Below are 24,035 nucleotides of genomic sequence, written 5' to 3' on the forward strand. Positions count from 1 at the left end.
GGCAACACGTCGGCGTGCGGGGCCGGCCCGGCCCCCACCCGGCCCGACGCACCGGGCCGAAGGCCGCCGCCCTTCTCCGACCGCGCTAGGCGGCCCCGGCCAGTGCCCCCAGTGGATCGTCCAGCACCGGCTGCCAGGCCAGTTCGGCCGCGCCGACCAGGCTGTTGTGGTCCAGGGTGCACGGCAGGATGGGGACGCCGCCGCTCTGGCCCCACAGGCTGCGGTCGGCGACCACCGCGCGCAGCCGGGCCGGGTCCGCGTCCAGCAGGGTGCGGTGCAGGCCGCCGAGGATGATGCGGTCGGGGTTGAGGATGTTGACCAGGCCGGCCAGGCCGAGGCCGAGGCGGTCGATGAGGGCTTCGGCGGCGGTGCGGACGGTCGGGTCGTCGTACTGGGTGCGCAGCAGGTCGTTGGCCTGCTGGAGCAGCGACACCTCGGGGCCGGGCTCGCGGCCCGCCTCCACGAGCAGCGCCAGCGGGTCGGCCTCGACGTCCAGGCAGCCGCGGCTGCCGCAGTGGCAGGGGCGGCCCTCCGGGTTGACGGTGAGGTGACCGACCTCCAGCGCGAGTCCCGAACTGCCGGTGTGCAGGCGGCCGTCCAGCACGAGCGCGCCGCCGACCCCCCGGTGCCCGGTGGCCACGCACAGCAGGTCGCGCGCGCCCCGACCGGCGCCGTGCCGGTGCTCGGCGAGCGCGGCGAGGTTGACGTCGTTGGCCGCGAAAGCGGGTCCGTCGAGGCCGGCGGCGCGCACGCACTCCGCGAAGATCTCGCGGACGGGGGCGCCGACGGGCCAGGCCAGGTGCAGTGGGTTGAGGGCCAGGCCGGCGGGTTCGGCGACGGCGGACGGCACGGCGAGTCCGGCCCCGACACAGCGCCGGCCGGTGGTGCGCAGCAGCTCGGCGCCCGCCTCGACCACGGAGCCGAGCACCTTCGCCGGGTCGGCCTCGACGGTCTCGCAGCCGGGCGCGGTCGCCACGATCCGCCCGCCGAGGCCGACCAGCGCGGCCCGGAAGCCGTCGGCGTGGATCTGCGCCGCGAGGGCGACGGGCCCGTCCTCGGCGACCTGGAGCCGGTGCGAGGGGCGCCCCTGGGAGCCGGCCGCCGCGCCGGGCCGGGCGTCCACCCGGATCAGGCCCAGCGCCTCCAGCTCGGCGGCCACCGCGCCGGCCGTCGCCCGCGTGACGCCGAGTTCGGCGGTGAGCACGGCCCGGGTCGGCGCCCGTCCGGTGTGCACCAGCTCCAGCGCGGGCCCGAGCGCGCCGCGCCCCCGGTCCAGCCGAGCCCTCGAGGTGGTCCTCTCCCCCGCTGTCCGGGGATCCGCCTTGCCGCTCATGAGGGCGAGTCTCCCATGATCCGCACCCGGTGTGGCCTGCGGCGCCGACTACAGGCCGCTGACCCGCAGGGTGATGTTCAGCCGGCCGGCGAGGCCCAGCCCGGCCGGGCCCGTGCCCGGGCGGACGCGGGGCACGCCGTGGTAGGCGAGCCGGGACGGGCCGCCGAAGACGAACAGGTCGCCGCTGCGCAGCTCCACGTCGGTGTACGGCCGCCCGCGTGTCGCGGTGTTGCCGAAGCGGAAGACGCAGGTGTCGCCGAGGCTGAGCGAGACCACGGGGGCGTCGGCCTTCTCGTCGCCGTCGCGGTGCATGCCCATCCGGGCGTCGCCGTCGTAGAAGTTGATCAGCGCGATGTCGTACGGCGCGGCCGGTACGGCGTCCGGGCCGAGCGCGTCGGACACCGCGCGGCGGCCCAGCTCGCCGAGCCGGTCCGGGAAGGGCTTCACCGGGCTGCCGTCGCCGTCGACGACGGTGCGGGCGTAGGCGTACGGGTACCAGTGCCAGCCCAGGCAGACCTGCCGGGCGGACATGGTGCCGCCGCCCGGGGTGCGGACCGTGCGCAGTCCGGCGGGCGGCCGCGCCCACTCCCGGCAGGCGGTGAGCAGGGCGCGCTGCCGTTCGCCGTCCAGCCAGTCCGGGACGTGCACGGCGCCCGGCGCGACCTCCGTGCGCTCCCGGCCGAACAGCTCGTCCTCCATGCCCCCATCCTGCCCCACGGCCTCTGATCTGCGGCTCCGCTAGCCTGGACGCACGATGAGCGACCGTATGACGACACCGTGGGGCGAGGTCGAGCTGACCCGCTTCCCCGAGGACCCGCGCGACCCGCTGCGCGCCTGGGACGCCTCCGACGCGTACCTGCTGCGCCACCTGGACGAGGAGAAGGTGCCGCTCACGGGCACGGTCGTGGTGGTCGGGGACCGCTGGGGCGCGCTGGCCACCGCGCTGGCGGAGCACCGGCCGGTGCAGATCACCGACTCCTTCCTCGGTCAGGAGGCGACCCGGGCGAACCTGGCGCGGGCCGGTGTGGAGCCCGGTGCGGTCCGGCTGCTCACCACGCAGGACCCGCCGCCGGAGCGGGTGGACGTGCTGCTGGTGCGGGTGCCGAAGAGCCTGGCCCTGCTGGAGGACCAGTTGCTGCGGCTGGCGCCCGCCGTGCACGCGGACACGGTCGTGGTCGGCACCGGCATGGTGAAGGAGATCCACACCTCGACGCTCCAGTTGTTCGAGCGGATCCTCGGGCCGACCCGGACCTCGCTGGCCCGGCAGAAGGCCCGGCTGATCTTCTGCACCCCCGACCCGGCGCTGGAGCGGCCCGCGAACCCGTGGCCGTACCGCTACGCCCTGCCGGACGGCGTCGGCGCGGTGTCGGGGCGCACGGTGGTCAACCACGCGGGCGTGTTCTGCGCCGAGCGGCTGGACATCGGCACCCGCTTCTTCCTCCGGCACCTGCCCGGCCCCGGCGCCGGGCGCGTCGTGGACCTCGGCTGCGGCAACGGCGTGGTGGGTACGGCGGTGGCGCTGGCCGATCCGGCGGCCGAGGTGCTGTTCGTGGACGAGTCGTTCCAGGCGGTGGCCTCGGCCGAGGCGACGTACAAGGCGAACGGGGTGCCGGGGCACGCCGAGTTCCGGGTCGGGGACGGGCTGGCCGGGGTGGCGCCCGGCAGTGTGGACGTGGTCCTGAACAATCCGCCGTTCCACTCCCACCAGGCGACCACGGACGCCACGGCGTGGCGGATGTTCACCGGGGCGAAGCGCGCGCTGCGGCCGGGCGGCGAGCTGTGGGTGATCGGCAACCGTCACCTCGGCTACCACGTTAAGCTGCGGCGGTTGTTCGGGAACAGCGAACTGGTCGCGTCGGACCCGAAGTTCGTGGTGCTCAGGGCGGTCAAGAGGGGCTGATCAGCCCCCCGTCCGGGACAGCACCCCGATGATCCGCCGTACCTCCGCGGCCATCGCCTCGCGCCCCACGCCGAGGTACTGGCGCGAGTCGACGGCCTCGGGACGGGCGGCGAGGAATTCCCTGATCGCGCCGGTCATGGCCGCATTGAGCGCCGTACCGATGTTGACCTTGGTGATGCCGCCGCCGACGGCCGCGACGAGTCCGCCGTCCGGCACTCCGGAGGAGCCGTGCAGGACGAGCGGCACGGACAGCGCGGCGGACAGCCGCTTGAGCAGGCCGAGGTCGAGCACGGCGGTGCGGGTGGTCATGGCGTGCACGCTGCCGACGGCGACGGCCAGGGCGTCGACGCCGGTGCCGGCGACGAAGTCCCGCGCCCGGGTCGGGTCGGTGCGGGCGCCGGGCGCGTGCGCGTCCAGCGGCGGCCGGCCGTTCTTGCCGCCGATCTCCCCCAACTCGGCCTCGATCCAGAGCCCCTGGGCGTGCGCCCAGTCGGCGGCGGCACGGGTCGCGGCGAGGTTGCCGGCGTACGGCAGGCGGGCCGCGTCGTACATCACGGAGCTGAACCCGGCGTCGGGTGCCTGGCGCAGCAGCTCGTCGCTCTGCACGTGGTCCAGGTGCAGCGCGACGGGTACGGCGGCCCGTTCGGCGGCGGCGACGGCGGCACGGGCCAGCGGCAGCAGCCGTCCGTAGCGGAATTTGACGGCGTTCTCGCTGACTTGGAGGACCACGGGGGAACCGGTGGTCTCCGCGCCGGCGACGACGGCCTCGATGTGTTCCAGGGTGATGACGTTGAACGCGGCGACGGCGGAGCGGGCGGCGGCGGCCCGGGTGATCAGCTCGCCGGTGGACGCGAGGGGCACGTGAGGTGTCCTTCCGGGACGGGGCCGGCGGTTCAGGGGGCGAGGATCACCGAACGGGTAAGGTGCCGCGGCCGATCGGGGTCGAGGCCCCGGGCGGCGGCGACGGCGACCGCGAGCCGCTGTATCCGGACCAGTTCGGCGAGCGGGTCGAGTGCGCCCTGGAGCCAGCGCCCGCCGGTGGCGCGGACCTGTTCGGCGAGCCCGTCGGGCGCGGTGCCGAGCATCCAGGTGGCCGTACCCGCGGTGGTGACGCTGATCGGGCCGTGCCGGTACTCCATCGCCGGGTAGGCCTCGGTCCAGGACAGCGAGGCCTCGCGCATCTTCAGCCCGGCCTCCTGGGCGAGACCGACGGTCCAGCCGCGCCCGAGGAAGGTGAACTGCGTGCAGTCCACGAGGCCTTCGGGCAGCGGAGTGGCGAGGGCGGTGCGCGCGTCGGCGACGACGGTCTCGGTGTGCAGGCCGAGGTGGGCGCGCAGCAGGGTGAGCGCGGTGGTCGCGAACCGGGTCTGGACGACGGAGCGTTCGTCGGCGAAGTCCAGGACGACGAGGTCGTCGGCGGCCGGCCGGACCGGGGTGTCGGGGTCGGCGGTGACGGCGGTGGTGCGGGTCCGCCCGCTCAACCGGCCCAGCAGCTCCAGCACTTCGGTGGTGGTGCCGGAGCGGGTGAGGGCGAGGACCCGGTCGTACGACCGCCCGTACGGGAACTCGGAGGCGGCGAACGCGTCGGTCTCCCCCTGTCCGGCCCCCTCGCGCAGGGCGGCCACCGCCTCGGCCATGAAGTACGAGGTCCCGCACCCGACGACGGCGACCCGCTCCCCCGGCTCCGGCAGTGCGCCCCGGTGCCGTCCCGCCTGCTCGGCCGCCCGGGTCCAGCACTCGGGCTGGCTGTTCAGCTCGTTCTCGACATGGGTCATCGCCCACACCCTCCCCTAGCTGATTGTTCCTGCAAGATATAGCGATCTTTCGAGCACAATCAAGCATTCGGGCGCAGGAACGGGTGCGCTAGGGTCGCCGCAGATCGATGAAACGGTCGGAGACGGACCGGCCGGAGACGGACGGCCGGAGAACGACCGGGGAACGGAGGGCCACGCCATGTCCCGGGACGCCCGCTGGAAGGCGCTGCTGGAACTGCTCGTCGAGCGCGGCCGGCTGGAGGTCGAGGAGGCGGCGGCCGAGCTGGCGGTGTCGGCGGCCACGATCCGCCGCGACTTCGACCAGCTCGCCGAACAGCAGATGCTGGTCCGCACGCGGGGCGGGGCGGTGGTGCACGGGGTGTCGTACGAACTGCCGCTGCGCTACAAGACGGCCCGGCGCGCCTCGGAGAAGCAGCGCATCGCCAAGGCGGTGGCCGAACTCGTCGCCCCGGGCGAGGCGGTGGGGCTGACCGGCGGCACCACCACCACGGAGGTGGCCCGTGCGCTGGCCGTGCGCGGTGACCTCGGCACGGGCTCACCGGCCCTGACCGTCGTCACCAACGCGCTGAACATCGCCAACGAGCTCGCCGTGCGGCCCCAGTTCAAGATCGTGGTGACGGGCGGGGTGGCGCGTGCGCAGTCGTACGAGCTCATCGGGCCGCTCGCGGACGGGGTGTTGAGCCAGATCACGCTCGACGTGGCCGTGCTCGGTGTCGTCGGCTTCGACGTCACGCACGGGGCGGCGGCGCACGACGAGGCGGAGGCCGCGATCAACCGGCTGCTGTGCGAGCGTGCCGAGCGGGTGGTGGTGGCCGCCGACTCCAGCAAGCTGGGCCGGCGGGCGTTCGCCCGGATCTGCGGGGCGGAGCTGGTGGACACACTGGTGACGGACACGGCGGTGGACCAGGAGACGGTACGGCGGTTCGAGGAGGCCGGTGTCCGGGTGCTGACGGTGTGATCCGCGCCGGCCGGGCGGCTCAGAAGCGGCCCAGGTCCGCCTTCACGAACCCCGCGCCCCGCTGGTCGTTGCAGCCTGTCACCGCCCGGTCGGCCGGGTCGGGCCAGCTCTGCTGGGCCTGGAGCGCCACACTGACCAGCGTCAGCAGCAGGTCGACGTCGCTGGCGGCGTCCAGGCGCAGGGTCACCCACTGCGAGCCGGGCACGATCCTGATCGCGCCCGAGTCCCTGAGGTCCTTGGCGAACCGGCGGATGGCCCGGTCGGTGAGCCGCAGGTCCACATCCCGCTCGGAGTGGAAGTGCACCACCTCCCCCTGGGCCGAACTCACCCCCCGCCCCAGGCCGCAGCTCGGGACGGCCCGTCTCAGGTCCGGCCAGGTCGCCAGTTGCGCGAACGCGCGCGAGGCCAACGTCATGGGCCCATCATGACGCGCTCACCCGCCCGCAACCAGCTCGTGAGCGAGCATTAACCGACCTGTATCCACCACACGTTCAACAATCCGCACAGGAATCCACCTCTCGAACAGCTCACCCTCCGGGTCGGGATCACCGCCGCCGGTCTCGGTCCCCCTTACGGCTTGTCTTCGCCACGGCCGGTCCCCGCAGGGTCTCGCCACATCCGCTGCACGGCGCGCAGGGCCGCGAGAGTCCCGGGATGTGCCACGAACTCCACCAGAGCATCGGCGTCGGTGGGGCGCAGCCGGCGGAGCGCGGCCGCGGACAGCATCCGGAGCAGGGGGTCGGCGTGCTCACCGAGCCAGTCCGCCCTGCCGAGTTCGCGGGCCAGGCGGAGCAGGCCGATGATCACGTCGGGAGGCCGGCGGTCTGCCGGCAGGGCACCGAGGAGGGAGAGTCCCTCGTCGAGGAGGTGGTGGGCGTCCTTGCCGCTGCGGCGCATGGCCAGGTCCCAGACGTGCGTGGAGGCCGCCTCCCGCAGCAGGTGCCGCAACCGTTCCGCCGGGTCGGTGTTCCCCGCGAACAGCGCCGCGTAGCGCCGCAGATAGTCGAGCAACAGCCCGGTCAGCGACGCGGACCGCTCGGGCGACAGGTCCGTCCGTTCCAGCTGCGCCTCGACGTAGGACTGCAACACCGGCCAGATCTGGGCGGGCGGTCCGTCCGCGGCCGCGCTCGGGCGCATCACTTCCTGAAGTACCTGGGAAAGCACCTCGGGGGGCAGGCCGTCGGCATCGTGGACGAGGTGCCGCACGAGCATGTCCGCCGCGCGGGCACGCTCCGCCGCCGGAAGCGCCTGGGTGACAGCGAGCGCGTCCAGATAGCGCCGGCCGGTCTCCTCCGGATGCGCCGTGTCGCGACTCAGCAGGGCCACCAGCACGTGCGCGGCCGAACGGACCGCTCCGCCCTCGTCGACACGGTAGGTGCGCAGCGCACCCGGCAGTCCCTGCACGAGCGGCTGTACCGCGTGCACGACCTGCTGGACGTCCCCGTCGCACAGCAGGGCGAGGCGGTGCAGCAACTCGGCCGGGTCCGTGCCCGCGGGGTCGTGGTACGCCGTCGGACCCCCTGGCGTGAGCGGCGCGGCCCAGGAGAGATCGGCACCGGCCACCGCCCCTGTGCCCAGGCTGATGCACAGGTCCCCCTCCCGGCCGGATGCGGGTTCCGTGCGCTCCCACGCCACGGACAAGGACCGGGTGAAGGCCTCCCAGGAGGCCTGCCCGAACTGGGAGCGCCACAGCTGGACGCAACGCCACCAGCTCTCGACCGGTGCGGTCGGCCCGAAGAACTCGGAGGCACGCACCCTCTCCTCGGCCAGAGCCGCCAGCAGCAGGACGTTCGCGCCGTAGACGGCGTCCCGTGCCGTCCGGGACCGCTCGGCGGGTCGGTACCCGGGTACCTCACTCGGGCCGTGGGCCAGTCGCGTGCCGCCGAACAGGACCCGGGCGAGCGCCGACAGTTCGGCGGGCTTCGGCGCCCCGCCCAGCCTCGGCATGTCGGCGAGGTCGTCCATGATTTCCGCGCGGTCGGTCAGCGGGACGAACGACAGCAACGCGTAGAGGCGTCCGTCGTCCTCGGAGCCGCCGTCCCCCGCGGCGGCGCGCCGGAGCTCCCTGCCGATGAGTCTGGCCACCAGGTATTCACCGAACGTGGCGTGCATGAACTCGTAGGACTTGAGGTGCTCGCCGCCGACCACTGCCTGGGCCTCGTGCACGAAGAAGAACCTGCCGAAGACCAGGGCGGATCCTTCCTCCCCGAGGAACGCCCGGAGGTCGGCCTCGGCTTCGGCGCCGGTGATGCTCTGCCTGCCCCGGTTGAACATGCCCATGGCTATGAGGCCGAGGCGTTCGGCTTCCCGCTCCACCGCTTCGGCTTCGATGGACGGTGGCGCAGCCCCCTGCTGTTTGACGACTTCGCGCCGGACGAACTCCGTGATGAGCCGTTCGTACAGGTCCGCGCGTCCGATGTCCCGGCCGCCGAGCCGCTGGAGCGGATTGCCCACGGCGTCGTAGAGCGCGAGCATCAGCAGCAGAAGCGGCTGTCGCGCGAGTTCCCGGTGTGGCCGGATCGCGTCACTCGTCAGCGGCTCGACCCCGGGTGCGGCGAAATGACGGCGGTTCGCGGCCTCCCAGACCTCCAGCCAGCAGTCGATCCGTACGTCGTCGAAGGGCTCCAGCCGGACGACCATGCCGCCCGACGGCATGAGCACCTGGTCCGCGACGACCGTGCGACTGGTGACGATCACCACGGTGGGGCGCCCCGCGTCGTACTCCCGCTGCTGGAACTGCTCCACTCGTTTCAGGTACTGCCACTGCCGGCCGGCGTCCAACCGGCCCGCGCCGGCCTGGAGGAGTTCGTCGAACCCGTCCAGCAGCACCACCCGCACCACGTGGGACGTGTCCTCGACCGCTTCCGGCCACGCGACACGCACGCCTGTCGCAGCGAACAGCGACTCCTCGATCTGCCCCTGCAAGTCCGCTTCGGCATCGACGTGCCGCAGTTCGACCCGCAGGCAGAAGAACTCGTTCTCCGGCAGCCGTGCCTCGATCAGTTGGGTGAGCAGGGACTTTCCGGATCCGGGGTGTCCCAGCACGACGAGCGGGGCCTGTGTGGCCTGGTGTGTGAGCACGTGTGCGGCGAGAAACGCGGCGAGGTCGTCCCTGACGGGCTGATGCGCCCACCAGTCGTCCGACGCCGGCTGCCACCCGACGGCGTGCCTCGCCACCCGGAAGGCCGGGTCGACGTATCCCGCCTCCAGGGACGGGATGACCGGGCCGGGGCCCTCCATGGGAGCGATCGGGGCTCGCAGTCTTGCCCGCTGTCTCCCGCTCGCGCCTCCGATGCCGGCGAACTCCCTGAGCAGGAGGCCGAACTCCACCAAGCCGACGCGGTCCGGTACGGCGCGCGGGCGGCCCTGCTCCTCGTCGGGGTCGTACACCTCGGAGGTGAGCCGCAGTTCCGCGCAGTCCCAGACGACCGGGGCCAGCAGAGCCTCGTACCGTCTCAGCGCCAGCGGCGCCAGCTGCTCCGCACGCTGCCCCAGCGGGTCGGCCAGGCTGTGGACGAATCCGGCCGCGGAAGCATAGGCGGCGGTGATCTCCTCGCGCCGCTCCGCCGTGTCCCGGACCCTCGCGGAACCGAGGAGGACCCGGTCGAGTTCCTCGAGGACCCTGCCTCTGGCGTCTCCCCGCGCGCCCGCGCCCTCTGTGCTCCTCACCCACCCCGACCTGGCCACGGCGTCACAGAAGGCGGTCACGAGCAGGACGACGTCCGCCGCGCAGAGGAGGGCGGTGCGGGTGGTGCCGCAGGCGGCGCGCACCCGGGCCCCGAACCCGTCGAAGAGACCCCGTGGATCGGCGTTCCCGCCTCCCACAAGGCCGAGTGGTTCCAGCAGCTCCTCGACCAGGTTCTCGAAGCCCGCGCGGCCGCCCACGAGGACGTTGACGGCGTCCGCGAAGTCGAATGCGACCGTGGACAGCCTGGTCTGCCCGGGCCCCTCGGGCGTTCGCCGGCGCTCCGGTGTGCGTGCCCCGGCCGGGTCGCGCCGCGTCTCGAGCGTGCTCTCCAGTTCCGCGAATCGGCTCCGCCACCAGGCGGGGTCGGTGTTCAAGCCCGGCGGCGCGTGGGCGCCCGCACGGGAACGGCAGTACGCCACGATCGCCAGCACCTCGTCGAGTGAGGGCGGCCGGGTACGGCGGCCGTTGAGGAGTTCGGAAACGGTGGCGTCGCTGCGGTGCAGCACTCGGGCCAGCTCCTTCTGCTGGACGCCCGACCCGCGTACGAGACGACGGATCGCGGCGCAGAAGTCGGCGACGGACCCCGTCGAATCATCCATCCAGCGCCCCCGTCCCACCTTGATCGGCACCCGCGCCAGCAGCGTACGGCGCGACCTGCGTCGATGCGCACGCATAGGCCGCTTCGGCCGGATTCGGCCGGGCCGCAGCGTCGGCGGCACCCCTTGCCCACCTCCCCACCCACCCTTAGGCTGACTTTGTGCCGCAAATAAACAAAACCCGTTCGCACAGTGTCGTGCCGGGTCCGGGGCTCGGTGCGTTGCGGGCGGCGATCACCGCCTTCTTCGCGCTGGACGGCTTCCTCTTCGCGGGGTGGGTCGTCCGGATCCCCGACATCAAGCACCAGACGCACGCCTCCGCCGGTGCCCTCGGGCTCGCGCTGCTCGGGGTCTCCGCGGGGGCCGTGCTCACCATGATGCTGACCGGCCGGCTGTGCCGTCGCTACGGCAGCCATCCCGTGACCGTGGTCTGCATGGTGGTGCTCGCACTCAGCGTGGCGCTGCCTCCGCTCACGCACTCGGCGCCGGTCCTGGGTGCCGTACTGCTGTTGTTCGGCGCGGCCTACGGCGGGGTCAACGTGGCCTTCAACAGTGCCGCCGTCGACCTGGTCGCCGCCCTGCGCAGGCCGGTCATGCCCAGCTTCCACGCCGCGTTCAGCCTGGGCGGCATGGTCGGCGCGGGTCTCGGCGGGCTGGTGGCCGGCGCCCTCTCCCCGGCCCGCCACCTGCTGGCGCTCACCGTCGTCGGGCTGCTCGTCACGGCCGTCGCCGGGCGCACCCTGCTGCACCACGAACCGCCGGTGCCGCCGGAGCGGACGGCCGGGCCGGCGGCGGCTCCGGACGGCGGGCTGGGCGGTCGCGGGGTGGTCGTGGTCCTCGGGCTCGTCGCGCTGTGCACGGCCTACGGCGAAGGCGCGATGGCCGACTGGGGCGCGCTCCACCTCCAGCAGGACCTCTCGGCCTCCCCCGGCACCGCGGCCGCCGGGTACGCGTGCTTCGCGCTCGCCATGACCGTCGGCCGGCTGACGGGGTCGGCCCTGCTGGCCCGCCTCGGCCGGGCCCGTACCGTGATCGCCGGCGGCACCGTCGCCGCGGCGGGGATGCTGCTCGGCGCGCTGGCGCCCTCCGCGTGGGCCGCGCTGGCCGGCTTCGCGGTCACCGGGCTCGGACTGGCCAACCTCTTCCCGGTCGCCGTGGAGCGCGCCGGTGCGCTGGCCGGCCCGTCCGGCGTCGCCGTCGCCTCCACCCTGGGCTACGGCGGCATGCTGCTCGGGCCGCCCGCCATCGGCTTCATGGCCGACTGGTTCTCCCTGCCCACCGCTCTCACCAGCGTGGCCGCGCTGGCCGCCGTCGCCGCCGTCATCGGGGTCTCCACCCGCCGGGCGCTGGGCCGCTGATGCGCCAACGCGGCTGTCTGCTGCGGCTGTTCGAGGGCGACCGCGCACCCCGCCACGCCGTTGACTCCGGCTGAACGGCCGTGCGACGGTGAGGTTGCGCTCGTCTCGAACATCCCGGGGAACTGGAGGCAGACCGCTGTGAGCTTCGGAAACGATGACTCCCGCCAGGCCATGGACCGCAGTCTGACGCCGGATCAGCTGGAACTGTTCGAGAAGGAGTTCGCCGCCCGCCCGGCGAACCGGCTGATGCAGAACGCGGTCACCCAGACGCCCGTGGACGACGTCGCCCTGGACCGGCGGGTGCTCACCGGCATCGACCACTCGGTCTCCCACCACCTGGACGACTGGAAGGCCACCAACCAGAAGCAGAGCGGCCGGTGCTGGATGTTCGCCGGGCTCAACCTGCTCCGCGTCGGCGCCGCGCGCAAGCTGGGCGTGAAGGACTTCGAGTTCTCCCAGAACTACCTGCTGTGGTGGGACAAGTTCGAGCGGGCGAACCACTTCCTGGAGGCGGTCATCGAGACCTCCGGCCGGGAGGTGGACGACCGCACGGTGGCGCACCTGCTGGCCGACCCGATCGGCGACGGCGGGCAGTGGAACATGTTCGTGGCACTGGTCGCCAAGCACGGCCTGGTGCCCAAGTCGGCCATGCCGGAGACCGACAGCTCCTCCTCCACCCGGGCGATGAACCGGGCTCTGAAGACCCTGCTCCGCCAGGGCGCCCGCGACCTGCGCGGCCTGGCCGCCGAGGGGGTCGAGGCCCAGCGGGCGCACAAGCGCGAGGTACTGGCCGCCGTCCACCGGGTGCTCGGCATCCACCTCGGCACCCCTCCGCAGCGGTTCCTGTGGCAGTGGGAGGACAAGAACAAGGAGTTCCACCGCGACGGCTGGCTCACCCCGGCGGAGTTCGCCGCCGCGTACGTGCAGCTCCCGCTGGCGGAGTACGTGTGCCTGGTGCACGACCCGCGGCAGTCCAGCCCGTTCGGCCGGACGTTCACCGTCGAGTACCTGGGCAATGTCGTGGACGCCCCGCCGGTGGTCTATCTCAACGCGCCGATCGAGCTGCTGAAGCGGCTGGCCATGGAGGCGATCACCGGCGGCGAGCCGGTGTGGTTCGGCTGCGACGTGGCCAAGATGATGCGCGCGGACGCCGGGGTCTGGGACGCCGCCCTGTTCGACTACGCGGCCGTCTACGACGCCCCCTTCACCCTGGACAAGGCCGACCGGCTGCTGCACCACGACACACAGATGACCCACGCCATGCTGTTCACCGGCGTCGACGTGGTGGACGGCAGCCCGCGCCGCTGGCGGGTGGAGAACAGCTGGGGCGAGGAGAAGGCCGACAAGGGCTTCTGGACCATGAACGACTCGTGGTTCGGCGAGCACGTCTTCGAGATCGCGGTCCGGCGTTCGGCGCTGCCGCCGGAGCTGGCCGCCGCCCTGGACCAGCCGCCGATCGTCCTCCCCGCCTGGGACCCCATGGGCGCGCTCGCGGACTGAGCGCGCCACCGGCCGGAATTCCCTCCCGCTGCAGCGCGCTCCATCCGGCACACTCACCCCATGGAGACTGCCGAGTTCCTTGAGATCCTGAACCGCGAGGGCCGCCTGCTGGCGGCGGCCGCAGCCGAGGCGGGGACCGACGCCAAGGTCCCGACGTGCCCGGAGTGGCAGGTGCGGGACCTGGTGCGGCACACCGGATCGGTGCACCGGTGGGCCGCCTCCCTCGTCGCCGAGGGACACACCGTGCCCCGGCCCCTGGACGACCCGCCGGAGCTGGACGGCGCCGAGCTGGTGGACTGGTACCGGGACAGCCACCGCCTGCTGGTGGACACCCTGGCCGCCGCGCCCGCCGACCTGCGGTGCTGGACCTTCCATCCCGCCCCCAACCCCTCACCGCTGGCCTTCTGGACCCGGCGGCAGGCGCACGAGACGACCGTGCACCGCTACGACGCCGAGGCGGCGCGCGGCGGCGCGCCGTCCCCGATCGCCCCGGGCTTCGCGGTGGACGGCATCGACGAACTGCTGCGCGGCTTCCACGCCCGCTCCCGGAGCCGGCTGCGCAGCGAGGAGCCGCGGGTGCTGCGGGTGCGCGCGGTGGACGCGGGGGCGGACGCGGTGTGGACCGTACGGCTGACGGCCGAGCCGCCGGTGACCGTGCGGGCGGCGGAGGAACCCGCCGAGACCGAACTGTCGGGGCCCGCCGATCAGTTGTACCTGGCGCTGTGGAACCGTACGGCGGTGCCGCAGGTGACCGGCGACGCGTCGCTCGCCACGCTGTGGCGGGAGCGCTCCGGGATCTGACGCCCGGTCAGTCGGCGGCCGACAGCCCCCGGCTGTCCCCCGCGGGCGCCCCCGGCGTTACCCCGCCGTGCAGCCCGCGCCCCTTCGCCGTGAGCACCACCCGCACCCCGCGCCGGTCCTCCGGACACATGGCCCGCTCGACCAGGCCGTCCTTCTCCAGACGGCCGATGAGCCGGGACAGCGCGCTCTGGCTGAGGTGGACCCGGTCGGAGATGTCCTGGACCCGGTAGGCGGAGCCGCCGTCCGCCGTCATGCCCTCGGCCAGCAGGTCGAGGACCTCGAAGTCGCTCGCGCACAGGCCGTGCCCGTGCAGGGCCCGGTCCAGCTCGCACTGGGTGCGGGCGTGCAGGGCCAGGATGCTCCGCCACTCCTCCACGAGCGCCTGCTCGGCCTTCTTCGCCGCCATGCCCGCACCGTAGCAGAGAAACGAGTTCATTGCATCGTAATTAAATGCGTTTGCATCTCATGCACGTGCATGTAGTCTCACCGCCATGACCTCTCCGCTCACCACCTCCGCGGCCCCGTCCCCGGCGGTCCGCTGGACCCCCCGGCTGTGGGGCACCCTGCTGGTGCTGTGCGCCGCGATGTTCCTGGACGCGCTGGACGTGTCGATGGTCGGCGTCGCGCTGCCCTCCATCGGTGCCGACCTCGGCCTGTCCACGTCGACCCTGCAGTGGGTCGTCAGCGGCTACATCCTCGGCTACGGCGGCCTGCTCCTCCTCGGCGGCCGGACCGCCGACCTGCTCGGCCGGCGCCAGGTGTTCCTGGTCGCGCTCGGCGTCTTCGCGCTGGCCTCGCTGCTCGGCGGGCTGGTGGACTCCGGTCCGCTGCTGATCGCCAGCCGGTTCGTCAAGGGCCTGAGCGCGGCCTTCACCGCACCGGCCGGCCTGTCGATCATCACCACGACGTTCCCGGAGGGCCCGCTGCGCAACCGGGCTCTGTCGATCTACACCACCTGCGCCGCCGCCGGTTACTCCATGGGCCTCGTCTTCTCCGGCCTGCTCACCGAGGCCAGCTGGCGGTTCACCATGCTGCTGCCCGCCCCCGTCGCACTGCTCGCCCTCCTCGTGGGCATGAGGCTGCTCCCGCGCAGCGAGCGCGAACGCGACCACGGCGGCTACGACATCCCGGGTGCCGTCCTCGGCACCGCCTCGATGCTGCTGCTGGTCTTCACCGTCGTCCAGGCACCCGAGGCCGGCTGGGCCTCGGCCCGGACGCTCCTGTCCTTCCTCGCCGTGGCCGTCATGCTGGTCGCCTTCGTGCTCGTCGAGCGGCGCAGCCCGAGCCCGCTGGTCCGGCTCGGGGTGCTGCGCTCCGGGCCGCAGGTCCGGGCCCAGCTGGGCGCGCTGACGTTCGTCGGCAGCTACACGGGGTTCCAGTTCCTGGTCACCCTCTACATGCAGCAGGTGCTGGGCTGGTCGGCCCTGCACACGGCGCTGGCGTTCCTGCCGGCGGGCACGCTGGTGGCGCTCTCCGCGACCAAGGTCGGGGCCGTCATCGACCGGTTCGGCACCGCGCGGCTGATCGTGCTCGGCTTCGTCCTGCTGGCGGTCGGATACGTGCTGTTCCTGCGCGTCGACCTGCACCCGGTCTACTGGGCCGTGATCCTGCCGACCATGCTGCTGGTCGGCTCGGGCTTCGCGCTGACCTTCCCGTCCCTCAACGTCCAGGCCACCAACGGCGTCGACGAGCACGAGCAGGGCATGGTCTCCGGCCTGCTGAACACCTCGGTGCAGGTGGGCGGCGCGCTCTTCCTGGCCGTCGTGACGGCGGTGGTGACCGCGCACGCTCCCGAGAAGGCCACCCCGCAGGCCGTCCTGGACAGCTACCGGCCCGGCCTGGTGGTGACCGCGGTCATCGCCGTCGTGGGACTGCTGCTGTCGCTCAGCGGACTGCGCCGGTCCCGTCCGGGGCACTCCGTCGTGGTCGCCCGGTCCACCGTGAAGGAGGCGGAGACGGACCGCGTACCGGTCCGCGACTAGGACCTTTGCAGGGGGACCGCCGCCACGCGTGCGCCCGGCCGGAGTTGGTTGCTCCGCCGGGCGCACGTCTGTGAAACTGACGAGATGTATGCACACGGGGGCCGCCGTACCAGGGCGGAGCGGGACGCGGCGACGGTCGAGATCGGATACGCGCTGGTCAGCGCCGCGTTCGCGGCGGCGGTGCTGTTCGGGGCCGTGGCCGGGCCCGCGTTCCTCTTCGACCTGCCGGGGGCGGTGGCCACGGTCCTGCTGCGGCTCGGCACGGCGGTCGCGCCGGTCGTGTTCATGGCCCGTGTGATCAGCGTGCTGGTGCGCTTCCGGCAGTCGGCTCAGCCCAGCCAGCCCGGGCGTACCAACCCCGACTCGTAGGCGAGGACGACGAGTTGGGCGCGGTCCCGGGCGCCCAGCTTCACCATCGTGCGGCTCACGTGGGTCTTGGCGGTGAGCGGGCTGACCACCAGCCGGCGGGCGATCTCCTCGTTGGACAGGCCGATACCGACCAGGGCCATCACCTCGCGCTCCCGCTCGGTGAGCCGGGAGAGCGCCTCCACCGTCGCCGGCTGCTTGGAGCGGGCCGCGAACTCGGCGATCAGCCGGCGGGTGACGCCCGGCGAGAGCAGCGCGTCACCCGCGACCACCGCCCGTACGGCGCGCAGGAGTTCGTCCGGCTCGGTGTCCTTCACCAGGAAACCGGAGGCGCCCGCGCGGATCGCCTCGAAGACGTACTCGTCCAGCTCGAAGGTGGTGAGCATGATCACCTTCACGTCCCCGAGACCCGCGTCCGAGGTGATGCGCCGGGTCGCGGCCAGGCCGTCCAGCAGCGGCATGCGGATGTCCATGAGGACGACGTCCGGCCGCAGCTCGCGCACCCGGCGCAGCGCCTCCTCGCCGTCCGCGGCCTCGCCGGCCACCTCGATGTCCGGCTGCGCGTCGAGCAGCGCCCTGAAACCGGCCCGCACCAGCGACTGGTCGTCGGCGAGCAGTACCCGGGTCACTGGTCCTCCCTGAGCCGCGACGGCAGTACGGCGAGCACCCGGAAGCCGCCGTCGGGGCGCGGGCCGGCCTCGATGGTGCCACCCAGCGCGGCGGCCCGCTCCCGCATGCCGGCCAGCCCGTGCCCGCCGCCCCCGGCGTCCGCGCCGGTCGCCGGTCCGTCGTCGTCGATCCGCAGCCGCAGCACGCCGTCGCCGTATCCGAAGTGCACGCGCGCGTGCCGCGAACCGGAGTGCCGTACGACGTTGGTGAGGGCCTCCTGCACGATGCGGAAGGCCGCGAGGTCGGCGCCGGGCGGCAGCCGGGGCGGCTCGCCCTCGGTCCCGACGGTCAGGCCGGCCGCCGCGGCCTCCTCGACCAGTTCCGGCAGCCGGGCCAGGCCCGGTGCGGGGGCGCGCGGTGCGGCGCCCGGCGCGCGCAGGGTGCCCAGGACCTGGCGCACCTCGCCGAGCGCCTCCTTGCCGGCGGCCTTGATGGTGGTGAGCGCGGACCGCGCCTGCTCGGGGTCGGTGTCGAGCAGGGCGAGACCCATGCTCGCCTGGACGTTGATGACGGAGATGCTGTGCGCGAGGACGTCGTGCAGCTCGCGGGCCATGCGCAGCCGCTCCTCGTCCGCGCGCCGGCGCGCCGCCTCGGCCCGGTCCGCGCGCTCCCGCGCCCACTGCTCGCGCCGCACCCGGACCAGCTCGCACAGGGCGGCGACGGCCACCACCCAGGTCGCGATCACGATCTCCTGGCCCGGGCTCGCGGCGCGGTCCCCGGCGGGCGGGAGCCGGCGGTACAGCCAGAGCGCGACCAGGAGATGGCCGGCCCACAGCAGGCCGACGGCGGTCCAGGCGGCCCGCCGGTGCCCGGCCAGGACCGCGCCGCAGCAGCCGACCGCGACCGCAAGGAAGACCGGCCCGTAGGGGTAACCGAGGGCCAGGTAGGCCAGGGCCGCGGCCGCCGTGCCGTACGCCACGGCCACCGGGTGGCGGTGCCGCCACAGCAGCGGGACGGAGGCGGCGAGCAGCAGCACGCGGGCGGAGACGTCGAGCGGCACCCGGTCCGGCTGGCTGTGCGCGGCGAAGGTGGTGCCGATGAGCACGAACGCGGTGAGCAGCGCGGTGGAGCGCCACGGCAGGCGGGCGCGGTGCGCCTCGGGGTCGTCGGGGCGGTGCCGCCACGGGGGCCCGTACCGCCACCCGGGCCGGGCGCCTCCGCCGTGCTGCTCTTCCATGCGGGCCACGCTAGACCCGGCGGGCCCCGGCGGCGTCGGCCGGGCGAGGTGATCACGTGTACTCCCCGGGGAGTACCCGGTTCACGCCCCGGTGAGGCCCACTCCCTCGGCGAGCCGGCCGACCGCGTGCCGGAAGAACGTCTCGCGGTCCTCCACGACCCGGTTGAACTGCCCGAACAGCTCGAACCCGACCAGTCCGAACAGCTGGGCCCAGGCCGCGACCATGGGTGCGGCCACCTCGGGCGGCAGATCGGGGGCGAGGTCGGCGGCCATCCGCTCGGCCTCGGGCCGCAGGGCGGCGGGGAGCTGCGGGGCGGCCAGGCCTCCGGGGCCGCGGTGGGCGTCCCGGAGGATGCCGATGAGGGCCAGGCCGACCCGGGAGGCGGCCCGGACGGTGGTCTGGGGCGCGGAGTAGCCGGGCACGGGTGAGCCGTAGATCAGCGCGTACTCGTGCGGGTGGGCGAGCGCCCAGCCGCGCACCGCTTCGCACACGGCCGTCCAGCGGGCCGCCGGCGGGGCGTCGGCAGCGGCGTCCCGGGCCTGTTCCGCCGCCTCGCCCAGGGAGTCGTAGGCGTCGATGATCAGGGCGGTCAGCAGGTCGTCCCGGCTGGGGAAGTAGCGGTACAGGGCCGACGAGACCATGCCCAGCTCGCGGGCGACCGCCCGCAGGGAGAGCTTGGCCGCGCCCTCCTCGGCCAGTTGTCTGCGCGCCGCGTCCTTGATGGCCGCGGTGACTTCCTGCCTGGCCCGCGCGCGGGCGCCCTGTGCGGTGCTCATGCCGGCAGTGTGCCACGGAAGAGAGCGGTGCACACAAAAAAGAACGGTGGAACAAAAAGAGAGCACTGCTCTTGCTACGGAGCACCCGTCTGCCCCACACTGGAGTCAAGCGAGAGCACCGCTCTCTCACACCGTGGGGGTCACCATGTCGTCGTCTTCGCCGTACTACCTCAAGGGCAGCCCGCTCAACGTCCGTCTGAACAGCGTGATCGGCTGGCTCGCCCGGCACGGGATCAGCCTGGCGGGCAGCGCCGAGATGTCCGTGCCCGGCCGCAAGAGCGGCAGGATGCAGCGCATCCCGGTCAATCCGCACCGCTACGACGGCGGGCAGTACCTGGTCTCGGCGCGCGGCCACTCGCAGTGGGTGCGCAACATGCGGGCCGCCGGCGGCGGGGAACTGCGCGTGGGGCGCAGGGTGCGCGCCTTCACCGCGGTGGAGCTCCCCGACGCCGAGAAGCTCCCGATCCTGCGCACCTATCTGGAGAAGTGGGGCTGGGAGGTCAACCAGTACTTCGCCGGGGTGACCGCCCGGTCCTCCGACGAGGAGATCATCGCCTGCGCCGGGGACCACCCGGTCTTCCGCATCACCGTCACGAACTGACGGGTTCCTCCGCCGGGACGGCCTGCCCGGCCGGACCCCGGTCCAGCGCGGTCAGCGCGCGCTGGGCGAGCGGGTGGGCGCGGACGAGCTCGCCCAGCGAGGTCGAGCCCTGCGTGATGTCCCGGAAGGCCCGCCAGGCCGGGCGGAAGCCGGTGAGGGCCGCGTGGAAGAGGCCGGGGCGCTTCTCGAACACGCCCAGCAGCCGCTTGCCGACGGCCATCTCGACACCGAGCCCGGCCTTGACCGCGAAGGCGTAGTTCAGGGCCTGGCGCCGGGTGTCCACGGCGTCGTGCGCCTCGGCGATGCGGACCGCCCACTCCCCCGCCAGCCGGCCCGAGCGCAGCGCGAAGGAGATGCCCTCGCGGGTCCACGGCTCCAGCAGCCCGGCCGCGTCCCCGCAGACCAGCACCCGGCCCCGGGACAGCGGCGAGTCGTCGGCGCGGCAGCGGGTCAGGTGCCCGGAGGAGAGCGACGGCTCGAAGCCGGCGAGGCCCAGCCGGGCGATGAAGTCCTCCAAGTACCGCTTGGTGGCGGCGCCTTCACCGCGCGCGGAGATCACGCCGACGGTGAGCGTGTCCCCCTTCGGGAACACCCAGCCGTAACTGCCCGGCATCGGCCCCCAGTCGATCAGGACCCGCCCCTTCCAGTCCTCGGCGACCGTCTCCGGGACCGGGATCTCCGCCTCCAGGCCGAGGTCCACCTGGTCGAGCTTCACACCGACGTGTGCCCCTATCCGGCTGGCGCTGCCGTCGGCACCGACGACCGCGCGGGCCAGCACCGTCTCCCCGCCCTGCAGGACGACGGCGACCGTACGGCGGTCCGGCACCGCCGAGCCGTGCTGCTCGACCCGCTGGACCGTGACACCCGTCCGCAGCTCGGCGCCCGCCTTCTGGGCGTGCTCGACCAGCTGCTGGTCGAACTCGGCGCGGTTGATCAGCCCGAACAGCATCTGCTTGGAGCGGCGGGTGCGGGTGAAGCGGCCGTTGTGGGAGAAGGTGACCGCGTGCACCCGGTCCCGGAAGGGCAGCTCGAAGCCGGGCGGCAGCGCGTCGCGCGACGGGCCGATGATGCCGCCGCCGCAGGTCTTGTAGCGGGGCAACTCGGCCTTCTCCAGCACCAGCACGCGCCGTCCCGCGACCGCCGCCGCGTAGGCGGCCGAGGCGCCCGCGGGGCCCGCGCCCACCACGACGACGTCCCACACCCGCTGCACGTCGTCCGCCGAAGAATTCTCGCCGCTCACGATGGTCTACCGCTCCGATCAAGCCGCTGCCAAGTGTCCTGTCGCATCCTACGGCGGCCGTCCGTGCAGGCCGCTGTGGGAGGATCGGTGTACTCACCCCGTACAACGTCGCACCCACGAGGAGCGTGCCCATGCCGTCGAATCCGGTCGCCGAGACCGTCGCCTCGCTGCTGCCCCGGGCCAAGGCGGAGCTGGCCGAACTGGTCGCCTTCAGGTCGGTGGCGGACTTCACGCAGTTCCCGAAGAGCGAGAGCGACGCCGCCGCGAACTGGATCGCCGACGCGCTGCGCGCCGAGGGCTTCACGGACGTGGCCCGGCTCGACACCCCGGACGGCACGCAGTCCGTGTACGGCTACCTGCCGGGCCCGGCGGGTGCGAAAACGGTTCTCCTCTACGCGCACTACGACGTGCAGCCCCCGCTCGACGAGGCCGGCTGGACCACCCCGCCGTTCGAGCTGACCGAGCGCGACGGCCGCTGGTACGGCCGCGGCACCGCCGACTGCAAGGGCGGCTTCATCATGCACCTGCTCGCGCTGCGCGCCCTCAAGGCGAACGGCGGCGTCCCGGTGCACGTGAAGGTGATCGTGGAGGGCTCGGAGGAGCAGGGCACGGGTGGTCTGGAGCGGTACGCCGAGCAGCACCCCGAGCTGCTGGAGGCGGACACGATCGTCATCGGCGACGCGGGCAACTTCCGGGTCGGCCTGCCCACGGTGACCACCACGCTGCGCGGCATGACCCTGGTCCGGGTGCGGATCGACACCCTGGCCGGCAACCTGCACTCCGGCCAGTTCGGCGGGGCCGCCCCGGACGCGCTGGCCGCGCTGGTCCGGGTGCTGGACTCGCTGCGCGCCGAGGACGGCTCCACCACGGTCGACGGCCTGGACGCCACGGCCCGGTGGGACGGCCTGGAGTACACCGAGGAGCAGTTCCGCACGGACGCCAAGGTGCTGGACGGCGTCGAGCTGATCGGGGGCGGTTCGGTCGCCGACCGCATCTGGGCCCGCCCGGCGGTCACCGTTCTCGGCATCGACTGCCCGCCGGTCGTCGGCGCCACCCCGTCGGTGCAGGCCGGCGCCCGCGCCCTGATCAGCCTGCGGGTGCCGCCGGGCGTGGACGCGGCGGAGGCCACCAAGCTGCTCCAGGCGCACATCGAAGCCCACACCCCGTGGGGCGCCCGGGTCACCACCGAGCAGATCGGCCAGGGCCAGCCGTTCCGCGCCGACCCCTCCAGCCCCGCCTACCAGGCGATGGCCGACGCGATGGCGGTGGCCTACCCGGGCGAGACCATGCAGTACGCCGGCCAGGGCGGCTCCATCCCGCTGTGCAACACGCTCGCCGGTCTCTACCCGCGCGCGGAGATCCTGCTGATCGGCCTGAGCGAGCCGGAGGCGCAGATCCACGCGGTCAACGAGAGCGTGTCCCCCGAGGAGCTGGAGCGGCTGTCGGTCGCCGAGGCGCTGTTCCTGCGCAACTACGCGGCGGGCTGAACCGTTCTGCCCGCGGCAGAGCGCCCTCGTCCCCGGGCGGGGCCCTGCCTACGGTCGGTGCATGGACGTCATCGAACTGCTGCCCCGCCTGCACCTGTTGCGCTTCCCGGTCGGCCAGGCCTACCTCTGGAGCGACGACACCGAGCTGACCCTGGTCGACGCGGGCACGACCGGCTACGGCCGGGCGATCGCCGACGCGGTCACCGCGCTGGGGCGCGCCCCGCAGGACGTACGACGTGTCGTGCTGACCCACTTCCACGAGGACCACGTGGGCGCCGCGGGCGAGTTCGCCGCGCTGAGCGGGGCCGAGGTGCTGGCGCACTCCCTGGACGCGCCGTTCGTCCGCGGTGAACGGCCGGGTCCGCCGCCGCGGTTCGAGGAGTGGGAGCTGCCGATCCACGCGGAGGCGGTCCGGCAGCTGCCCGAGGGACCGCCGCTGCCGCCGTCCTCGGTCACCGAGGTGACGGACGGGGAGGTACTCGGTTTCGGCGGCGGCGCGCGCGTGGTCCACGTCCCGGGGCACACGGACGGCAGCATCGCGCTGTTCCTGCCCGCCGAGGGCGTGCTGTTCACCGGGGACTCGGTGGCGTCGGTCGACGGCGTCCCGGTACCCGGAGTGTTCAATCTGGACGGGCGGCAACTCCTCGCGTCCATAAGGGAATTGGCGGATCTCGGTGCGGAGGTGGCCTGCTTCGGCCACGGCGACCCGGTCCTGGGCGGCGCCGCCGCCGCACTCCGCTCGATCGCCGAGGCGCCGGATCAGCCGACCGGCACGCCGGCCTCCAGGTAGAGGGCGGTACCCCGCTCGCGGGCGCGCAGGGCCCAGCGCAGGCGTTCGTAGCGCACCGGCGGCAGCATCGCGGCGGCCTCCTGTTCCGTGGCGAACCGCCAGCCGCGCAGCTCCGGGCCGGGCAGCAGCACCCGGGACGCCTCGCCGGACTCCAGCCGGCCGCCGTCGAACAGCAGCCGCAGCCCGCCGAACCCGGGCGGGGCGGGCCGTTCCCAGTCCACGACGAGCAGCCGGGGCACCTCCCGCAGCCGTATCCCGGTCTCCTCGGCGACCTCGCGCATCCCGGCGCGGGCCGGTGCCTCGCCCCGCTCGACCACCCCGCCGGGGAACTCCCAGCCGGGCTTGTAGGTGGGGTCGACCAGCAGCACGCGGTCCTGCTCGTCGAAGAGCAGCACCCCGGCGGCGAGGGTCTCGGCGGTCGGCTCCGGGGTCTGCACGATGTCGCAGGCGGGTACGGCACCGCTGCCGACGGCGTCGGCGATGCGGACGGCGGTCTCGTACGGGGTGAGCGCGCTGGTGTCGACCGGGTGGGCGTCCGCGGTGAGCCAGGAGGCGAGAGCGGCGCGGTAGGGCTCGATGTGGTCGTACGACCACTGCCGTACGCGTATCTCGCCGTCGGGCAGGTCGGGCGGGATCTCCCGCCCGGCTATCCGCTCGCGCAGGATCGTTTCGGCCGGGGCGAGCAGCAGATGGTGCACGGTGATCCGGCGGGCCGCGAGGCCGCCGAAGATCTCGTCGCGGTACTCCTGGCGGAGCAGGGTCATGGGCACCACCAGGGTGCCGCCCAGCTCGGCGAGCATCGCGGCGGCGGTGTCGACCACCAGCCGGCGCCAGATCGGCAGGTCCTGGAAGTCGCCGGCCTCGGCGAGGCGCTTGGGCGGCAACAGGTGCGTGAGCGCCCCGCCGATGACCTCGGGGTCGAAGAGCGCGCTGTTCGGGATCAGTTCGATCAGTTCTCGTGCGGTGGTGGTCTTCCCCGCACCGAACGCGCCGTTGATCCAGACGACGGTCACGGACTCCCCCTCTTGTGTTGGCCC

Annotated in this window: 22 protein-coding genes; 10 read left to right on the forward strand and 12 right to left on the reverse strand. The window is 73.6% G+C overall.

Annotated features, from left to right (window positions below; genetic code table 11):
- Positions 1–85: 85 nt before the first annotated feature.
- A complete protein-coding gene (locus ABZ923_RS30995) occupies positions 86–1,333 on the reverse strand; it encodes an ROK family protein (protein WP_361478154.1) in 1,248 nt (415 codons plus the stop codon).
- 48 nt (positions 1,334–1,381) lie between these two features.
- Positions 1,382–2,032 carry an alpha-ketoglutarate-dependent dioxygenase AlkB gene (locus ABZ923_RS31000; RefSeq protein ID WP_361478158.1) on the reverse strand — a complete coding sequence of 217 codons (651 nt, stop codon included), beginning with the start codon at positions 2,030–2,032 and terminating at the stop codon, positions 1,382–1,384.
- 67 nt (positions 2,033–2,099) lie between these two features.
- Between ABZ923_RS31000 and ABZ923_RS31005 the strand changes: the two genes are divergently transcribed.
- Positions 2,100–3,233: a methyltransferase gene (locus ABZ923_RS31005; protein ID WP_361478255.1), complete on the forward strand. Its 1,134-nt coding sequence runs from the start codon at positions 2,100–2,102 to the stop codon at positions 3,231–3,233.
- Here the strand turns inward: ABZ923_RS31005 and ABZ923_RS31010 are convergent, their stop codons facing one another.
- Together ABZ923_RS31010 and ABZ923_RS31015 are read right to left on the reverse strand one after the other, a co-directional pair.
- On the reverse strand, positions 3,234–4,094 hold the full coding sequence (locus tag ABZ923_RS31010; protein WP_361478161.1) for a ketose-bisphosphate aldolase: 861 nt from the start codon (positions 4,092–4,094) through the stop codon (positions 3,234–3,236).
- A gap of 32 nt (positions 4,095–4,126) precedes the next feature.
- Positions 4,127–5,008, reverse strand: a complete 882-nt coding sequence (locus tag ABZ923_RS31015) for a sugar isomerase (RefSeq protein ID WP_361478163.1) — start codon at positions 5,006–5,008, stop codon at positions 4,127–4,129.
- Between the two features lie 178 nt (positions 5,009–5,186).
- On the opposite strand from ABZ923_RS31015, the gene ABZ923_RS31020 reads away from it, so the two are divergent.
- Complete coding sequence (locus tag ABZ923_RS31020; RefSeq protein ID WP_361478166.1) at positions 5,187–5,966, forward strand: DeoR/GlpR family DNA-binding transcription regulator; 780 nt, start codon at positions 5,187–5,189, stop codon at positions 5,964–5,966.
- A 19-nt stretch (positions 5,967–5,985) separates the two neighbouring features.
- Here the strand turns inward: ABZ923_RS31020 and ABZ923_RS31025 are convergent, their stop codons facing one another.
- Positions 5,986–6,381 carry a luciferase family protein gene (locus tag ABZ923_RS31025; RefSeq protein ID WP_361478169.1) on the reverse strand — a complete coding sequence of 132 codons (396 nt, stop codon included), beginning with the start codon at positions 6,379–6,381 and terminating at the stop codon, positions 5,986–5,988.
- 155 nt (positions 6,382–6,536) lie between these two features.
- Positions 6,537–10,253: a hypothetical protein gene (locus ABZ923_RS31030; RefSeq protein ID WP_361478172.1), complete on the reverse strand. Its 3,717-nt coding sequence runs from the start codon at positions 10,251–10,253 to the stop codon at positions 6,537–6,539.
- A 194-nt stretch (positions 10,254–10,447) separates the two neighbouring features.
- On the opposite strand from ABZ923_RS31030, the gene ABZ923_RS31035 reads away from it, so the two are divergent.
- The 3 genes from ABZ923_RS31035 (at position 10,448) to ABZ923_RS31045 (ending at position 13,909) form a co-directional block, all read left to right on the forward strand.
- Positions 10,448–11,608, forward strand: coding sequence for an MFS transporter (locus ABZ923_RS31035; RefSeq protein WP_361478175.1), 1,161 nt, complete (start codon positions 10,448–10,450; stop codon positions 11,606–11,608).
- 171 nt (positions 11,609–11,779) lie between these two features.
- Positions 11,780–13,108 carry a C1 family peptidase gene (locus ABZ923_RS31040; RefSeq protein ID WP_361478177.1) on the forward strand — a complete coding sequence of 443 codons (1,329 nt, stop codon included), beginning with the start codon at positions 11,780–11,782 and terminating at the stop codon, positions 13,106–13,108.
- A 60-nt stretch (positions 13,109–13,168) separates the two neighbouring features.
- The gene (locus tag ABZ923_RS31045) at positions 13,169–13,909 is read left to right on the forward strand and encodes a maleylpyruvate isomerase family mycothiol-dependent enzyme (protein ID WP_361478180.1); all 741 of its coding nucleotides are present in this window, start codon (positions 13,169–13,171) and stop codon (positions 13,907–13,909) included.
- A 7-nt stretch (positions 13,910–13,916) separates the two neighbouring features.
- On the opposite strand, the gene ABZ923_RS31050 is transcribed toward ABZ923_RS31045, so the two are convergent.
- Positions 13,917–14,315 (reverse strand): MarR family transcriptional regulator, encoded by a 399-nt coding sequence (locus ABZ923_RS31050; protein WP_361478183.1) that lies wholly within the window; start codon positions 14,313–14,315, stop codon positions 13,917–13,919.
- An 85-nt stretch (positions 14,316–14,400) separates the two neighbouring features.
- On the opposite strand from ABZ923_RS31050, the gene ABZ923_RS31055 reads away from it, so the two are divergent.
- Positions 14,401–15,891, forward strand: coding sequence for an MFS transporter (locus ABZ923_RS31055; protein ID WP_361478186.1), 1,491 nt, complete (start codon positions 14,401–14,403; stop codon positions 15,889–15,891).
- A gap of 84 nt (positions 15,892–15,975) precedes the next feature.
- The gene (locus ABZ923_RS31060) at positions 15,976–16,260 is read left to right on the forward strand and encodes a DUF6332 family protein (RefSeq protein WP_361478189.1); all 285 of its coding nucleotides are present in this window, start codon (positions 15,976–15,978) and stop codon (positions 16,258–16,260) included.
- Here the strand turns inward: ABZ923_RS31060 and ABZ923_RS31065 are convergent.
- The 3 genes from ABZ923_RS31065 to ABZ923_RS31075 form a co-directional block, all read right to left on the reverse strand.
- Positions 16,221–16,886 carry a response regulator transcription factor gene (locus ABZ923_RS31065; RefSeq protein ID WP_361478192.1) on the reverse strand — a complete coding sequence of 222 codons (666 nt, stop codon included), beginning with the start codon at positions 16,884–16,886 and terminating at the stop codon, positions 16,221–16,223. The genes ABZ923_RS31060 and ABZ923_RS31065 overlap by 40 nt on opposite strands.
- The gene (locus tag ABZ923_RS31070; RefSeq protein ID WP_361478195.1) at positions 16,883–18,103 is read right to left on the reverse strand and encodes a histidine kinase; all 1,221 of its coding nucleotides are present in this window, start codon (positions 18,101–18,103) and stop codon (positions 16,883–16,885) included. The genes ABZ923_RS31065 and ABZ923_RS31070 overlap by 4 nt, the downstream gene beginning before the upstream one ends.
- An 81-nt stretch (positions 18,104–18,184) precedes the next feature.
- Entirely contained in the window at positions 18,185–18,880 is a 696-nt protein-coding gene (locus tag ABZ923_RS31075; RefSeq protein WP_361478198.1) for a TetR/AcrR family transcriptional regulator, read from the reverse strand.
- A 145-nt stretch (positions 18,881–19,025) separates the two neighbouring features.
- On the opposite strand from ABZ923_RS31075, the gene ABZ923_RS31080 reads away from it, so the two are divergent.
- A complete protein-coding gene (locus ABZ923_RS31080; RefSeq protein WP_361478201.1) occupies positions 19,026–19,481 on the forward strand; it encodes a nitroreductase family deazaflavin-dependent oxidoreductase in 456 nt (151 codons plus the stop codon).
- Here ABZ923_RS31080 and ABZ923_RS31085 read toward each other — a convergent pair.
- Positions 19,471–20,721 (reverse strand): geranylgeranyl reductase family protein, encoded by a 1,251-nt coding sequence (locus ABZ923_RS31085; protein WP_361478205.1) that lies wholly within the window; start codon positions 20,719–20,721, stop codon positions 19,471–19,473. The two genes, ABZ923_RS31080 and ABZ923_RS31085, sit on opposite strands and share 11 nt — an antisense overlap.
- Before the next feature lie 131 nt (positions 20,722–20,852).
- On the opposite strand from ABZ923_RS31085, the gene ABZ923_RS31090 reads away from it, so the two are divergent.
- Both ABZ923_RS31090 and ABZ923_RS31095 read left to right on the forward strand, forming a co-directional pair.
- On the forward strand, positions 20,853–22,208 hold the full coding sequence (locus tag ABZ923_RS31090; protein WP_361478208.1) for a dipeptidase: 1,356 nt from the start codon (positions 20,853–20,855) through the stop codon (positions 22,206–22,208).
- A gap of 61 nt (positions 22,209–22,269) precedes the next feature.
- Positions 22,270–22,998 carry an MBL fold metallo-hydrolase gene (locus tag ABZ923_RS31095; RefSeq protein WP_361478211.1) on the forward strand — a complete coding sequence of 243 codons (729 nt, stop codon included), beginning with the start codon at positions 22,270–22,272 and terminating at the stop codon, positions 22,996–22,998.
- Here the strand turns inward: ABZ923_RS31095 and ABZ923_RS31100 are convergent.
- On the reverse strand, positions 22,968–24,011 hold the full coding sequence (locus ABZ923_RS31100) for an NUDIX domain-containing protein (protein ID WP_361478214.1): 1,044 nt from the start codon (positions 24,009–24,011) through the stop codon (positions 22,968–22,970). The genes ABZ923_RS31095 and ABZ923_RS31100 overlap by 31 nt on opposite strands.
- Positions 24,012–24,035 lie beyond the last annotated feature (24 nt).

The sequence above is a fragment of the Streptomyces sp. NPDC046881 genome (assembly GCF_040645015.1).
GTDB lineage: Bacteria > Actinomycetota > Actinomycetes > Streptomycetales > Streptomycetaceae > Streptomyces.